This window comes from Fibrobacter sp. UWB13 (genome assembly GCF_900177805.1).
GTDB lineage: Bacteria > Fibrobacterota > Fibrobacteria > Fibrobacterales > Fibrobacteraceae > Fibrobacter.
The window spans coordinates 73,465-88,400 of the sequence record NZ_FXAX01000001.1 but is presented as its reverse complement, the minus strand read 5'-3'; the positions used below and the strand labels follow the sequence as shown (position 1 = coordinate 88,400).

The 14,936-nt window shown below is 48.8% G+C and carries 11 protein-coding genes; 6 read left to right on the top strand and 5 right to left on the bottom strand.

Annotation, left to right across the window (positions count from 1 at the left end):
* Positions 1 to 18: 18 nt before the first annotated feature.
* Together B9Y77_RS00410 and B9Y77_RS00405 are read left to right on the top strand one after the other, a co-directional pair.
* Positions 19 to 3,183, top strand: coding sequence for an efflux RND transporter permease subunit (locus B9Y77_RS00410; RefSeq protein ID WP_085490058.1), 3,165 nt, complete (start codon positions 19 to 21; stop codon positions 3,181 to 3,183).
* A gap of 233 nt (positions 3,184 to 3,416) precedes the next feature.
* A complete protein-coding gene (locus B9Y77_RS00405; protein WP_085491405.1) occupies positions 3,417 to 4,727 on the top strand; it encodes a GspE/PulE family protein in 1,311 nt (436 codons plus the stop codon).
* Here the strand turns inward: B9Y77_RS00405 and B9Y77_RS00400 are convergent.
* Positions 4,699 to 5,871: a toprim domain-containing protein gene (locus B9Y77_RS00400; protein ID WP_085490057.1), complete on the bottom strand. Its 1,173-nt coding sequence runs from the start codon at positions 5,869 to 5,871 to the stop codon at positions 4,699 to 4,701. The two genes, B9Y77_RS00405 and B9Y77_RS00400, sit on opposite strands and share 29 nt — an antisense overlap.
* Positions 5,872 to 5,898: 27 nt before the next feature.
* On the opposite strand from B9Y77_RS00400, the gene murB reads away from it, so the two are divergent.
* Positions 5,899 to 6,864, top strand: a complete 966-nt coding sequence (gene murB / locus B9Y77_RS00395) for a UDP-N-acetylmuramate dehydrogenase (RefSeq protein ID WP_085490056.1) — start codon at positions 5,899 to 5,901, stop codon at positions 6,862 to 6,864.
* 9 nt (positions 6,865 to 6,873) lie between these two features.
* On the opposite strand, the gene B9Y77_RS00390 is transcribed toward murB, so the two are convergent.
* Both B9Y77_RS00390 and B9Y77_RS00385 read right to left on the bottom strand, forming a co-directional pair.
* Positions 6,874 to 7,281 (bottom strand): VanZ family protein, encoded by a 408-nt coding sequence (locus tag B9Y77_RS00390; RefSeq protein ID WP_085490055.1) that lies wholly within the window; start codon positions 7,279 to 7,281, stop codon positions 6,874 to 6,876.
* Between the two features lie 26 nt (positions 7,282 to 7,307).
* A complete protein-coding gene (locus tag B9Y77_RS00385) occupies positions 7,308 to 8,855 on the bottom strand; it encodes a FecR family protein (protein WP_254899867.1) in 1,548 nt (515 codons plus the stop codon).
* A gap of 154 nt (positions 8,856 to 9,009) precedes the next feature.
* On the opposite strand from B9Y77_RS00385, the gene B9Y77_RS00380 reads away from it, so the two are divergent.
* The gene (locus B9Y77_RS00380; protein WP_085490053.1) at positions 9,010 to 10,212 is read left to right on the top strand and encodes a class I SAM-dependent rRNA methyltransferase; all 1,203 of its coding nucleotides are present in this window, start codon (positions 9,010 to 9,012) and stop codon (positions 10,210 to 10,212) included.
* A 115-nt stretch (positions 10,213 to 10,327) separates the two neighbouring features.
* On the top strand, positions 10,328 to 11,860 hold the full coding sequence (locus B9Y77_RS00375) for a xylulokinase (RefSeq protein ID WP_085490052.1): 1,533 nt from the start codon (positions 10,328 to 10,330) through the stop codon (positions 11,858 to 11,860).
* A gap of 168 nt (positions 11,861 to 12,028) precedes the next feature.
* On the opposite strand, the gene B9Y77_RS00370 is transcribed toward B9Y77_RS00375, so the two are convergent.
* Positions 12,029 to 13,336: a tetratricopeptide repeat protein gene (locus tag B9Y77_RS00370; RefSeq protein ID WP_254899866.1), complete on the bottom strand. Its 1,308-nt coding sequence runs from the start codon at positions 13,334 to 13,336 to the stop codon at positions 12,029 to 12,031.
* A gap of 98 nt (positions 13,337 to 13,434) precedes the next feature.
* On the opposite strand from B9Y77_RS00370, the gene B9Y77_RS00365 reads away from it, so the two are divergent.
* Complete coding sequence (locus tag B9Y77_RS00365; RefSeq protein WP_073424602.1) at positions 13,435 to 13,680, top strand: hypothetical protein; 246 nt, start codon at positions 13,435 to 13,437, stop codon at positions 13,678 to 13,680.
* Between the two features lie 244 nt (positions 13,681 to 13,924).
* Here the strand turns inward: B9Y77_RS00365 and B9Y77_RS00360 are convergent, their stop codons facing one another.
* Positions 13,925 to 14,932, bottom strand: coding sequence for an FISUMP domain-containing protein (locus tag B9Y77_RS00360; protein WP_073424603.1), 1,008 nt, complete (start codon positions 14,930 to 14,932; stop codon positions 13,925 to 13,927).
* Positions 14,933 to 14,936 lie beyond the last annotated feature (4 nt).

Here is a 14,936-nt window from a genome sequence, read left to right as displayed (position 1 = left end):
GACACTGGAGTATAGTCAATGATTAAAGCCAGTATTTACAAACCAATCACCATGCTCATGGTCATCTTGACCGTGGTGGTGTTCGGTCTTTATACCTATTCCATGATGGTGGTGGACTTGATGCCGAAATTCGAAGTCCCCGTGGTTACGGCCACCATCATTTACAAGGGCGCAAACCCTGAAGAAATCGAAACCACAATTATCAAGCCGATTGAAGAACAGGTGGAACTCGTGGACGGTATCGATTACGTGCAGTCCATCTGCTTGGAAAACTACGGCATTATCGTCGCCATGTTCAACATGGGCGTGAACGTGGACGTTGCCGCAAATGACGTGCGTTCCAAGGTGGACCTCGCCTCTGCGGACTTTCCGGATGCAGTACAGGCGCCGATTATTTCGAAGGTCGATATTAACGGTGCTGCCATCATGGCAATCTCGTTCACCGGTCCTCTAAACTCTACAGAACTCCGCCAGAAAGTCGAAGACGAAATCGAACCGCTCTTCACTTCTGTTTCCGGTGTTGCTAGCGTCGACATTTTCGGTGGTACAACCCGCCAGATCGCCATCGAAGTCGACAAGGAAAAAATGATGGACCGCGGTGTCGATATCGGCACCATGATGGGCCTTTACGGCATGTCCAACGTTAACCTCCCGATTGGTGAAGTTATCGGCAAGCACAAGAACACGTCTGTGCGTACCGCAGGTAAGTTCAAGAACCTCGATGAAATGCGCAACATGGAAATTCCGACGGAAAAGGGAGTCGTCAAGCTCTCTGAAATTGCCGTCGTGAAAGATACCATCGAAACAATTACATCGACTTCCCGCTTTAACGGCATCAACTCAGTCGCTCTCGATATCAAGAAACGCTCCGATGCAAACGTCGTGGAAGTTTCCAGAGGCGTGCTCAAGCGCATGGCAGAAGTCAACAAGACTCTCCCGGAAGGCTTCAAGCTCACGCTCATTTACGACAAGTCCGAAGCCGTGAACGAATCTATCGATAACGTTATCCAGAACATCATTATCGCAATTGCGCTTACCGCAGGCCTCCTGCTCCTGTTCCTCGGCAAGTTCTCGACGATGATTATCGCGGCTCTCACGATGCCGATTTCCGTGATTGGCGCATTTACGCTCATGTACTTTGCAGGCTTTGGCATCAACATGATGTCCCTCATGGCTCTTTCAAGTTCCGTGGGTCTGTTGGTGACGAACTCCATCGTGGTGCTCGAAAACATCAACAACAAGCTTTTGCAAGGTCTTGATCCGAAGGAAGCTGCATACAAAGGCACCTCAGAAATCATGATCGCCATCATGGCATCAACGCTTACAAACGTTGCCGTGTTCGTGCCGATCGCATTCATGAAGTCCATCGTCGGTATCTTCTTTAGAACATTCGGTATGACCATGGTGTTTGCAACGTTCGTGTCACTCCTCGTGACATTCACGCTCACACCGCTCATGGCAGCCTACTTGTTCAAGGGCAAGAAGAAAGATGAAAACGGCAATATCATCGAAGAAAAGCCGGGCATTATCGAATCCGCTCTTGGAATTTTCCCGAAGATTTTGAACGGATTCCGCTTCGTTTACTTGAAGGCTCTCGGTTTCTGCCTCTCTATCCCAGGTGTGATTTTCCAGGTTCTCGCTCTCGCTGCAACACTTTATTTTGTCGGAACCCTCGCCAAGAACAACTTGACTGTTGAACTTACCCCGAGACAGGACCAGGGCATGATGAGCATCAAGCTCGAAATGCCTGTGGGTACAAACATCGAGACAACCGATAGCGTGGCTCGTATTATTGAATCCCGCGTCAAGGATATTCCTGAAATTGTTCACTACAGTATGAACGTGGGTGGTTCCAACGGCTTTACGACCGTAAACCAGGCCACCATGCGTGTTAGACTCTTGAAGGACTGGGAAAAGAAGAACAATCCCAACTGGAAGGGCAGACATCGCAGTACGGACGAAATCGTCGACTCCATCCGTCCGTACCTCGCCAATATTCCAGACGCCTACATTTCCGTAAAGTCCACCTCCGCCTCTGAAATGCAGAACAACTCCGCTGGCGATGTGGTGCTCGAAGTGAGCGGTCTCCATGCAGACTCCGTCATCAAGGCATCACAAATCGTCCTTGACCGAGTCCAGCAAAAGATTGACGGCATCGTGGATATCAAGACGAGCTATGAAGCCGGTAAGCCTGAAATCCGTTTGATCCCGAACCGCGCCGCCATGGCCGACTATGGCGTAACGCTTGAAACAGTCGCAAACTACAACTACATTGCAGTGAACGGTTTCGAAGCAGGCCAGTACACCGAAGACGGTGAAGAATACGACGTTTACGTACGCTTGATGGAAAAGGATAGGCAGAGCCATGCCGACATCGAAGACCTGCCTGTCAAGACACCGAAGGGCTACGTAAGTGCTAGCGAACTCTTCCACATCGAAGATGGTGCTGGTCCGACACGTATTGACCGTAAGCGCAAGATGAGACGTGTTGACGTTTCGATGAACTTGCTCCCTGGCCACACGACCGGTGAAATCATGGGCAAACTCACGGAACTTACAAACAGCATGAAGGACGAACTCCCAGAAGGCATCACGTTCAGCTTCGGTGGTAACGCCGACATGCAGAACGACATGCAGAAGGAATTCATGACGGCAATCGTGATGGCTATTATCCTCACCTACATTTTGCTCGTCGCTCTTCTCGAAAGCTTTGCCCAGCCGTTCATTATCATGACGACCATCCCGATGGGTGCAATCGGCGTGCTCCTCGCCCTTATCTTTACCGGCAAGGCACTCTCCATGATCGCTCTCATGGCTATCGTTATGTTGATTGGAGTGGTGGTGAATAACGCTATTCTTTTGCTCGACGAAGCAAACCGCTTGTTGCGTAGTGGAAGCATGGGCCGCCGCTCGGCAGTGCTTACGGCCGCAAAAGCCAAATTCCAGCCGATTATGCTTGCTACGCTTGCCTCCGTGATTGCACAGCTCCCGCTTGCATTCGCTCTCGGTGGTAACGTCGCTGCCATGACGCAGCCGATGGGTATTGCTTCTGTGGGTGGTTTGATTGTGTCCGCAGTGCTTACCATGTTCCTTGTGCCGACATTCTTCTGGCTCCCGAACGCCCTCTTTGGCAAGGCAAAGAAAGGCGCTCGCAAAGTCAAGGCAAAAATGAGCAAGGCTTAATCGAGTTTCATTAGACAACTCCGCAAAGTCCCCCACTCCGGGGGACTTTTTTGCATTTATAGCCATTGGCTATTAGTCAATAGTATTTAGCCATTGTTTTTTATAATCGCGGCTTCGCCGCCAAACTTTAACAAACAACTAATGACCATCGACCATTAACTACTTTGCAAACAGTTGGTTGCAAAATTTGCATGGATATGTTTTTTCGTGATTTTTGTTTGTATTTTACGGGGATGAATACAAAAAACTTGTCCAAAAAATGGTGTCAGAAAAACGGGATTGCGGTTGTTGAAAGCACAGAGGAATGCGCCGAGCCCATGAAAGTCGCCGTGCAGAACGCAAACGATGAATTCCTTCTCGAAAAAATCCGCTTTGTCACACAGCAACGCATTATACCTGAACAGCACTCCCCAGCCGAAATCAGGCTCATGCACAGCCATGCCGAATCAATCGATGACGAAGATTTACTCCAGCATCTCAATCATCTCGAGATTTCGCGAAATTCTTCTTGGGAATCAGAACCGATTATAAACCTCGTCGATAGCCTTATCGTCAAAGCGTTACAGAAAAAAGCGACCGACATTCACCTCGAACCGTTGGCAGATTCACTCCGCGTGCGATTCCGCATCGACGGGCTTTTAACAGAATACAGAACATTCCCGCAATGGCTCGCCGAGCCTGTACTGATTCGCCTCAAGGTCATGGCAAATGTCGATATCACGGAGCGCCGTTTGCCGCACGACGGGAGTTTTGCGTTTGAGGATTTTCACGAAAAAGTGAACGTTCGCGTCAGTACCATTCCCGTCAACAACGGCGAGAAATGCGTACTGCGATTACTCCCCGCTAACGACTCCGCACAAACGCTCGACAGCCTTGATTTTAACGAAACGACACTCCAGGCAATTCGGAAAATTTTCAGCGCTCCGCAAGGGCTGTTCCTCGTTACAGGCCCCACCGGGAGCGGCAAGACGACAACGCTTTATGCAGGCCTCCGAGAGATCATCCAGCGAAAAATCAATGTCACAACCATTGAAGATCCAGTGGAATACGAACTCCGCGGAGCGAATCAAGTTCCCGTCAACGATAAATGCGGATTCACGTTCGCCGTTGCATTGCGTTCTATTTTGCGCCAGGATCCAGACGTGATTCTCATCGGAGAAATCCGCGATGCAGAGACCGCACAAATTGCATTGCAAGCAGCACAGACGGGACATCTCGTATTGAGTACAGTGCACACAAACAGCGCAAAAGCAGCGGCGATGAGACTTCTCGATCTAGGCGTTCAAAAGAGTATCTTGGACGAAGCTTTACTTGGAGTTTTTGCCCAACGCCTCGTAAGGAAACTTGATAAAACAACTTCTTGCGATTCCACACCACAATACAAAGGCAGAACCGTTGTCTGTGAATTACTACTCCCCAACAACACCTACGCCGACGGCACCATGCAAGAAAACGCCACCCACCTCATCCAACAAGGAATCACCACCGAAGAAGAAGTCGATAGAGTGTTAGGGACTACTTTTTCCCACCAAACCAATCGTTGATGTCTTCGCCTTCTTTCATCGACAATTTGCCGAATTGATCCACGCCATCACCGAGCACAACCGTGCGGATTCCCGCCTGAGCAAAGACAGTCTGCAAATACTCCGTGCCACTACGCCCCGCCTCGTCCTTATCTAAACAAAGCACAACGCTCTTATTTTTAAAGAGCGGAAGCCATTCTGTCTTGAAAGAACGCACGCCCGGGATTCCAATTGCCGCAATGCGTTGGCCCAAGAACGTGAGCGTATCAACCACGCCTTCGCAAAGGTAAACCCACCCTGGCCTTTCATCAAGCGCTGAAACATTGTACGGGAACGGCACCGTTCCGCGCAAGTTCAGTTCCTTCGGCACAACCGTGCTATCGATTGCGCGTGCCTGAAAATAAAACGATCGACGCTTGGTATCGAGATACGGGAAAAATAGCGGATGCTTGTAATACCTCAAGTTCCCTTTTTCACTGAAAAGCCCCACGTACTTGAGGACTTCCAAATCGTAAGTTTCCTTGAGCTTGTTGTTCAGCGCACCATAATCCGTAATCGTGCGCAAAAGCATTTTGTCCCAAATCGGCTTGTAAATGCGACGGCGAGCAAGGTATGCAGCCGCGGGCGTCTTGTCGACAGGACTCAACATTTTCAAGAACGAGAGGATAATCTTCTTGCGTTCATCTTCACTCACAAGCTCTTTTGCAGGCTCGGGAGAGCGATATTCAAGAGCGGCATCACGGACTGCCGTTTTCGCAACAAGTGCGGCACTTTGTTCAGGCGACACATTCGAAGCAGGAGCTCGATTCGGCATCGTTGATGCAGAGGCGAAATTCGTCGTTGATACGCGATTTTGCGCCTGAGGCTTTGCCCCACGCAACAGGAATCCATACGTTTCCTTGAGCCAATTCAGAGCTTCCAGGAACGAGCAATTCTTGACAAACTGCACAAGCGAAATCACATCGCCGCGAACGTCATCGCAGACCCAGCAGCGGAATGTTCCGCGTTCTTCGGAGAATGATACAGACGGAGTTCTATCGCCATGCGCATGGCGTGTCGGGAAAAAGCAACGACAACGGCCACGCACCACCGGGAGGCCTAAATCCATAGCAACCGTCGTAATCGAGAGCGCAGCCTTAAATTGTTTGAGTTCCTCTTCTGTCATTGCTCCAAGAATATATATATTTTCGTCATGATTATTCAAGAAAATGTACCGATGAGCGAGCACACGTCCTTTAAAGTAGGCGGTCCCGCACGATATTTCGTCAAGGCAGAATCCGTAAGCGATATTAAGGAAGCTATCGCATTTGCAAACGAGCACGCACTCCCGAGCTACATTCTCGGCAAGGGCACAAACTTGCTCGTTTCTGATAGCGGATACAACGGCGTCATCATCCAGCTCGGTAAATTTTTCTCGGAAATTTCAAATCTTGGCAATGGAAAGATTTGCGCCAAAGGCGCCACGCCGCTTGCTCGCCTCGCCCGCTACACAATTAACGAAGGACTCGCGGGCATCCACAAGCTCGCCGGCATTCCAGGAAGCCTCGGCGGGGCGATTTATATGAACGCTGGTGCTTACGGTCAAGACGTTTCGCAGACTTGCGTTGAAGTCGAAAGCATCAATTCTGCCGGCAATTTGCACACGCGAACCGCAGCAGACTGCAAATTCGGTTACCGCCATAGCATTTTTCAAGAACTTGCAAAATGCGAGCCCAAGGTCCCTGAGCCTGCCGAAGGGGGGCTAAGCAATTTTCTTTCAGAAACAATTCTTTCTGCCACATTTCAGCTTACGCCCGCAACAGGACTTGGCAAGACAGCCAAGGATCTCGAAAGCGAAATGCAAGAATGCATGACAAAGCGTCGCAATTCGCAACCGCTTTCCATGCCCAATGCGGGTAGCACCTTCAAGCGTCTAGATGCAGGTGCCGCCGAAACGCCAACACAAATCGCACCAGGTTATTACATCGAACAGGCGGGTTTAAAAGGCTACCGCATAGGCGGCGCCGAAGTGAGCCGTGTGCACGCGAACTTTATCGTCAACGCAGGCAACGCCACCGCAGCAGACATCAAAACACTCAGCGAATACGTTCAAAAAGTCGTCGCCGAAAAGTTTGGCATTCAGCTTCACAGAGAAGTGATTCTGCTCGGAGAATTCTAAAAAGACAGTCTACTTTGACAGCGGATCGTACTTGTTCAAGATTTTAACGATGAGCCAATAGACAAGTCCACCGATCATACCGCCGAGTGCATCAGCAATCAAGTCATAACCGCTACAGTCACGACCTTCCACAAAGCTCTGGTGGTATTCGTCCGTGCAACCGTAAGCAAGCGCAACAGCCATAATAATCAGCACCTTGAGCCACGGCTTTATAGACCACTGTCCGCGCGCCCACCACATGCAAAAGCATCCCGCCAAAGTGGCATATTCACAAGTATGCGCAAGCTTATCCCACACATGCGGGAATCCTTCGAGTTCATAGGATGTCATCGAAGAAATCTTGAAAATGATAGCCATGCAGAGGATGGCAGGGACTTTTCTGAAAAATGGGTACTTGTCAAAGAGCGATTCAAACATGCGCCCAAATTTAGCTTTTGTAAAAGCTATTCATTCTTGAGCAGGCGCTTAGAGACGACGTTTTTGTATTCTTCTTCAGCCGTCATGTCGTTGATTCGGTTGCTCTTTTTGCCATCTTCGTAATTTTCGAAGAAGCAGTACGTCTCATAAACTTTCCTTGCCTTAATCTTCTTGCCATTCACAAAGAAGACGTCTATTTCGAAATGGGCAATTCGATTTTGCTTAAGGCGGATTGGCACTCTAAATGAATTTGTCGTCAATTCATCGTCTACAAAAGTTTTTACCACAACGCCCTTGCGCTTCACGATAATCTTCTTAATCTGACTCAAGTCCGAGCCCATCAGTCCAGCAACACTAAAGCGAAGCGTCGCCGGGATATCGCGTTCTTCGGGCAACACGTGGATGCGTTCGCGACCAGAACCTTCTATGACAATCGAAGGCTTGAGTTTTTTTGGCTGGACCGTATCCTTAGCAGCCGTAGACTTGCGTTCATTAGCCTTCGTCAAGACTTCCGCCATCTTCGCCGAAACAAAGTTCGTATGCCAGGTATGGCAAATGTATTCCACCTCGCCATTGCTGCAATTCACAACAAAATGCTTCGGACCAAACGCTGTAGAATCAGCCCATTCAAACGTACGCCTGTAGAGTCCGCTTTCAGGAATCGTATCGACAATTCCAAGCACAGAAACTAAGCTTCCTGGGATAAACAACGCTTCAAGCGCTACACTCGGCTTGCCAATGTATTCATTCAAGACCTTCGGCTTAAACTCAATCTGCGAGCTCTTTATGAATGCTTCCGATTTTTTCTTGTAGGCTTCATCAAATTCCAACAGCATCGTTTCGAGTTTGTCGAGATTCAACCTTGCAGCGCGCACACCAAGTTCAGTAGCAGCTCCCGTTGCAATAGAATCAAGAGCACGAGCTAAAATAAGCGTACCCGAACTTGCAAGCGATAAAATTTTCACGCCATTCGTATTGGCAATCAAAGTCTGTCCACTCTTAATTGGCTGAGCCGTATCGTTACTTACCGACACGTCAAGACGACCTTCCTTAAGCGACGAGATTTCCAACCCATCAACATTTTCAATAAAGCCCGCCGTTCCACGAACTACAGACGAAACATTTTCTGTACGAATTTCAAACTCGTCCTTGACCGCCTGTTTCTGCACATCAAACAACAACTTTCCATGGCGAAGCGCAACGGTCATTCTTGTTTTCAGTTCATCCGCTTTAGTGACTTCAATAGCCATCTCAGACCGGCCATCGGTCTTGAGCGCAGAACCGTCATCAACAGAAATAACAACCGAAGAACCCGCCTCAGTCACAATCGATGATTTTTCATGAACGGATAAGCCAACCTTCAACGACTTAGCATGGCTATCAGCGGTCTTCACATGGGCATCACCCAAAACACTCTGGACAACGCCATTAAACAAAGGCTTTTCGGGAACCGCATTTAACGATTCTTTTTTGGAGGATTCAGAATCGCCACAGGCAGAAAAAGATACAGCAAAAACGAGGGCCAAGCCCAAAAGTCCAACCCTAAAAATCTTTGCTTGAGTCTTTCCTACCATGTTTTTTAATCTAGTAATTAAAATTTCAAAAAAGAAATTTACAATCACTTTTCCCCCTCGATTAAAAACAATAATTTGCGCACCGTCACACGTTTTATGAACCACACAAATGCGTGACAAAATAAATATAACTAAAAATTCTAAATTTTCACCTATGAAAGCAATTACATTGAAAGCCGGGCGTGATAAATCAGCCCTCCGTTACCACCCGTGGATTTTTAGCGGCGCCATTGATGAAGTTGTTGGCGACCCCGCTCTTGGTGACGTTGTCGAAGTTTATAGCTACCATAGCGATTTTCTGGGCCTTGCAGCCTACTCCCCGAAATCCCAGATCCGAGGCCGTTTCTGGACATTCGGGAACGAAGGAAAGAACATCAAAATTGATCGCGAATTCTTTAGCGACATTTTGGACCGCGCCATCGCCTCCCGCAAGAGCCGTGGGTTCGACATCCACGACAAGGAATGTGCATTCCGCCTTGTGAACGCAGAAAATGACGGCATTCCAGGCTGCATCATCGACAAGTACGCCGACATTTACTCCGTCGAAATCCTCGCTGCAGGCGCCGAAGTCAACCGCCAGATCATTTACGAATTGCTCGCCGAAAAGACGGGTTGCCGTGGCATTTACGAGCGCTGCGATTCCGAAGTCCGCAAAAAGGAAGGTCTCCCCCTCCGCACGGGCGTCGTGTTTGGCGAAGTTCCGGACGAGCCGGTCATCATCAACGAAAACGGAATTTTGTTCCCGATTGACGTGAAGAACGGACACAAGACGGGCTATTACCTCGACCAGCGCGATGCAAGACGCCGCGTGGGCGAACTCGCTCGCGGCAAGAAGATGCTCAACTGCTTCTGCTACACCGGCGGCTTTGGTCTGTACGCCCTCCGTGGCGGTTGCGAAAAAGTTTACCAGGTAGATGTATCCAAGGACGCGCTCAAGCTCGCCAAGGAAGGCATCATGCGCAACAAACTAAGCACGGCTCATGCAACCCATGTTGAAGCCGATGTGTTCCAGTACTTGCGCAAGTGCCGTGACAAGGCAGAGACGTTCGACTTCATCGTGCTTGACCCACCGAAGTTCGTCGAAAGCAAGGACAACTTGCAGAAAGGCGCCCGCGGTTACAAGGATATTAATTTACTTGCAATGAAGCTCCTTGCCGAAGGCGGCATGCTCGCCACGTTCAGCTGCTCCGGCCTTATGGAAATGGACTTGTTCCAGAAGATTATCGCCGATGCCGCAGCCGACGCCCACCGTCACGTGCAGATTATCGAGCGTTTTGGACAGCCCGCCGACCACCCCGTGAACACAGCCTTCCCCGAAGGACAGTACCTCAAGGGGCTCCTAGTCCAGGTCGTGTAAAAAGAACATAAAAGCTTTCAAAAAACTTACTACACAGGTGACAAAGCCTGTGTAGTTTTTTTATAATTTCAGCAGAAGAAAAAGGTATATGTGGACGGTTTTATAGAGGTCACAAATGTATCTAGTCACTTACGACATCGGCAACTCCTTTATAAAAGCAACGCTCACAAAAATTGCTAATTCAATTGAGTTTGTGGGAGCAACGGTAGTCAATACCCACAGCACAACAACGCTTGGCGGAAAAGGTGTCGAACAGAGCACCGAGCAATGGTGGGATTCCATCTGCCGCAGCACAAAAGAACTCCTCAAAAATTACGGGATTTCAAGCGACCAGATCAAGGGCATCAGTTTCTGCTCCCAGATGAACGCCACCGTACTCGTTGATGAAAACGGCAATACAGTCCGACCGCCCATGACGTTCCTCGACAGGCGCGCCGACAAAGAATTTAAGGACTACTTCAATCACGGATTGAAAATTCACGGATTGAACATATGGAAGCTCATCAAGGCGATGCGACACACATGCATGGTGCCAGTCGGAGCTTACAGCCCCATCTGGAAATACAAGTGGGTACAAAACAACGAGCCCGAGAATTTTGCACGAGTCGATAAATTTCTAGATGTCGGCGATTACCTCTTGTACAAGACCACAGGCAGATTCGTCCGCACAGAAGACTCCGCATTCTGCACCGCACTCAACGATTGCCGTAAAGGGCATTCTGGCTGGAGCCATACGATGGCGAACGCTTACGGCATCAAAGAAAAGCACTTGCCCGAAATTGTGCAGAGTACCGACATCGTTGGTCGAATCACAGCAACCGCAGCCGAACAGATGGGTCTGGAAAAAGGAACTCCAGTCATTGCAGGTGGTGGAGATGTCGCCATGGTCGCTGTTGGCTGTGGCAATATTCAAAATAACCAAACTAGCATTTACTGCGGAACATCAGGTTCTGTCTGTACTGTCGTTGATAGAATTATCCAGTTTGCAGACATCATGATGATCGCGGTCAAGGGACCGGATCCCAAGCAAAAATACTTGTACGGCGAACTTGAAACCGCAGGCAAGTGCTTCGCCTGGGCTCGAGAACTTATCGGCAAGCTCGACAATTCGCAATACAGCTACGAAGAATGCGCTTCGCTCGTTTCGAAAGCGAAACCCGGCGCGCATGGACTTATGTTCACGCCGTTCATGAACGGTTGCAAGACGCCGTTTGAAGACGGAGATATCCGCAGTTCACTTTCAGGCATTAGCTTAGAAACTACTCGTGGCGATTTGCTCCGCGCTGTTATCGAAGGCATATGTTTCCACTTCCGCTGGCTCTTGGAATGTCAAGCCAAGAAGTGCAAGATTTCGGACACGATCCGCTTTGCGGGTGGGCTTGCGAGAATCAACATCATGAACCAGATTCTTGCCGATGTGACCGGGCATACGATTGAAACGGTCAAGCATCCGCAGTACGTGGGAGCGCTCGGCGCCGCAGCCGTTGCTGCAATCGGGCTTGGACAAATGAAGTTCGAAGACATCCACAGCTACATCGAAATCACGAACACGTACACGCCAAATCCTGAGAATCACGAGATTTACAACAAGCTCTACAAGAAATTCTTGGATAAAGTCAAGAGCGATCGAAAGCTTGTGAAAGGATAATTTTTCTCAAAAATTTTTCAAAAAAGGCGATGCCCGCCCTTCGACAAACTCAGGGACCTGAGCGGGCATGACATCTTAAAAACAATGAAGCCGGGACAAGCCCGGCATAACATTGTTCAAAATTTTTCAGTTGTAACTAAAAACTATAGACCATTGACTAATGGTCAATTAGCGTTTGTTGCGCGGGAGTTCGCTAGCATGCTTTTCAAGCCATACAGCGTCTTCGAGAGCGCGTTCAGCTTCGGTTGCCCAGTCAGAATCCGGGAATTCACGAACAACATCACGATAGCGCGTTACAGCACTGTGGAAGTCACGCATTTCGCGGTAGATGTTACCCATCTGGAGCATCGCAAAATAACGTTCATCCGGAGTGATTTCGTTTTCGAGCAAAGCCTTGTACATCTGGAGAGCAGCTTCGTGATAGCCATCTGCATAAAGAGCATTGGCATTGGCAATGGAATTCGAAGCGGTCGGAGCAACGTCTTCCCTCTGCGGTGCAACGTCAACAGACTTCGACTTGTCGTTCCCGCTCTTCTTGGCTTCCTTCAAAGCTTTGGCTTCGGCTTCTTGCATTGCCTTTTCTTCGGCAGCGGCACTAGCGACAGCGTTAATTTCAGCCAAACGGTCTTCGGCAGACTTGCGGAACTTGGCGTCCGGAGCAGCCTTCTTCAAGTATGCAGCAAGGTACTTCTTTTCTTGATCGGTACGCTTGCTCTTCTGGTTAATCTTTGCCAAATAGTAGTTAGCGTCGTTACCGCGTTCCTTGTACGAAAGTCCCTTCTTCAAGTTGAACTCGGCCTTGTCGTATTCTCCCATCTCATAACGGGTTAAGCCCGCATAGAAGTACGCACCGGCGTCGCCAGGCTTCTTCGAAAGAACTGTTCTCCAAAGCGGAGCGGCTTCAGCATAGCGGCCTTCGGCAAGCAGAGCCTTGCCCTTTTCAAACGGATCTTCAGAAGCGGTAGCCGTTGCAGGCGCCGTTTGAGCAGCCTTCGGAGTTTCGACCTTTGCAGAGGCAGCCGTCTTTGCCGGTTCCGTTTTTGCAACAGGAGCTGTTTGCGCAGGCTGAGCAGTCTTTGCAGGTTCTGCCTTTGCCGTTTCTGTCTTTGCAGCAGCCTTGCCGCCCTTCATCTTAGCACGTTCAGCATCAGCCTTTGCCTGCTGGCCCATAGCTTCGTAAGCCTTAGCGGCACCTTCGTACGCTTCCGTCAAACTCGGATCATAACCATAAGCGAGGCGGAAGTTAGCCACAGCCCCCTTATAGTCCTTCATCTTCATGCGAACCTTGCCTGCCGCCATATAAGCTTCAGTATTCTTCTTATTTTCAGCCAACATGGCTCGGTATTCACCAAGAGCCTTATCATATTGACCCTTGGCCTCAAAGCGGGCACCCTGTTCAATACGGGGGTCCACAGCCCAAGCTTGAGACAAACCAACCAACAACGCAAGCGCAATAAAAGACAATTTCTTGTTCATGTCGAAAAATTTAGTAAAAAGCATTGACATTACGACACAGATTGACGATATTACTAGCAGAGACGCGGATAATTTTAATTATCAGCAAAGGAGAAAAAATGAAAATCACTGAAGCCGTCGATAAATATAAAGCCGATGAACAGGAGCTCATCATCGAAGCCTACGAACGTGAGGGTGGCGACACCGAAGATGTGGATCTCATCCTCCTTGACCGCATCTGTGCGCGACTTGGACTTGGGCTCGACAACGAAGACCTAGACAACGACGACATTGCCGAAGAAGTCAATTTTGATGATTACGGGAGCCATTTCGGAGACGTGTCCGAAAGCGAGGATGAACTGTAAAATTACAAAGTGACATTTAATGACACAATCTTTATCTAATTTTTAGACAGTTAAAGATAAACATTAAAGGTCACACATGTTCAATACGCACTATCCTCTTAGCCCGAGCAAAATTTTTCTTCTTTCCTTAACCGTAATCGTCTTCGGGCTTTTCGTTTACCTCTCGGGGAGTTTTGTCTCTGCGACCGTATTTTCTATACTGTACGCTTTTTTTGCTGTTGCCGATTAATAGACGAGCGAAGCATCAATCCGCAACGCAGCGGACATAAAGTCCCTTGTAAACGCTGACATCGGTTCGTTCGATATCCTTGTCAGAGCGATTGAATTCCCACGAACGGGCGGTATTTTCCTGGACAGAGCTCTTGGACCAGTAATGTCCGGAATTAAATCCATCGCAGAAATTGTCCCAATCCTGGCAACCACCCTGCCCTAGATTATCCCAATCCAGCGTCGCACGGTCTTTCTGGAAATCACGCCATTCGCCGTCATCTGGCAAATGCCAACCCGGAGGGCAAGCCTTGAGCGCATCTTCGTAAGTGTAATAGCGCCCGAATTTTTCGCAGAAAGACTTATCTTCAACATAACACTGCTTTGCAGAGGTCACACTGAATGCAAGATTTTTCATCATCCAGATTTTACCACCGCGAACGCCAACCTTGTACTTTTTGTTATCGCGTTTATCTGTAAAAATCATATCCTTCGGAGAGATATTCTTTTCGGCAAACTGGTCGCGAGGGAAAACGCAACGAATCTGGACAGCATCAGCTTCTTCGATATCCACGTACTTTGTGGTTCCACGTTTGGTTTCAAGCCTTATAGCATGATTCGCCGGACCACGCACTGCAAAATAGACGAAGCCCTTTCTAGCATTTACCACTTCATCTTCTTCAAACTTGTAAAATCCACGTGAAGAATTCCCAACAAAATCACTCATATTCTGCATTTTGTCGGAACCAGAAAACTTATCTTCGATGAGTTCATCCCAATCCGTTTCATCCGGGATTTGCGAACCTTCCGGGCATGACGCCTGCCAGCTTTCGCTACGATAAAAAGGGATTCCGTTTTCGTCGGTAAAATGTGAGGTCTTGCTGTACTTAAGACTTTGCTTAAACCAGTTTAACGACCCTGATGGAATTCCGCGATAAACGCGCCCATCTCTATAATCCTTAAACTCTGCTGCGTAATTATGGCTGACCACAGACACGGTCAAAATTGCTACGGCACACAAACGATGCCACACCTCATCCAACATCAAA

Coding starts and splice junctions, on each gene's coding strand:
- B9Y77_RS00360 (WP_073424603.1), bottom strand. CDS start 14,932: ATGTTGGATGAGGTGTGGCATCGTTTGTGTGCCGTAGCAATTTTGACC.
- B9Y77_RS00380 (WP_085490053.1), top strand. CDS start 9,010: ATGAAAGCAATTACATTGAAAGCCGGGCGTGATAAATCAGCCCTCCGT.
- B9Y77_RS00405 (WP_085491405.1), top strand. CDS start 3,417: ATGAATACAAAAAACTTGTCCAAAAAATGGTGTCAGAAAAACGGGATT.
- B9Y77_RS00370 (WP_254899866.1), bottom strand. CDS start 13,336: ATGAACAAGAAATTGTCTTTTATTGCGCTTGCGTTGTTGGTTGGTTTG.
- B9Y77_RS00390 (WP_085490055.1), bottom strand. CDS start 7,281: ATGTTTGAATCGCTCTTTGACAAGTACCCATTTTTCAGAAAAGTCCCT.
- B9Y77_RS00400 (WP_085490057.1), bottom strand. CDS start 5,871: ATGACAGAAGAGGAACTCAAACAATTTAAGGCTGCGCTCTCGATTACG.
- B9Y77_RS00410 (WP_085490058.1), top strand. CDS start 19: ATGATTAAAGCCAGTATTTACAAACCAATCACCATGCTCATGGTCATC.
- B9Y77_RS00365 (WP_073424602.1), top strand. CDS start 13,435: ATGAAAATCACTGAAGCCGTCGATAAATATAAAGCCGATGAACAGGAG.
- B9Y77_RS00385 (WP_254899867.1), bottom strand. CDS start 8,855: ATGGTAGGAAAGACTCAAGCAAAGATTTTTAGGGTTGGACTTTTGGGC.
- B9Y77_RS00375 (WP_085490052.1), top strand. CDS start 10,328: ATGTATCTAGTCACTTACGACATCGGCAACTCCTTTATAAAAGCAACG.
- murB (WP_085490056.1), top strand. CDS start 5,899: ATGATTATTCAAGAAAATGTACCGATGAGCGAGCACACGTCCTTTAAA.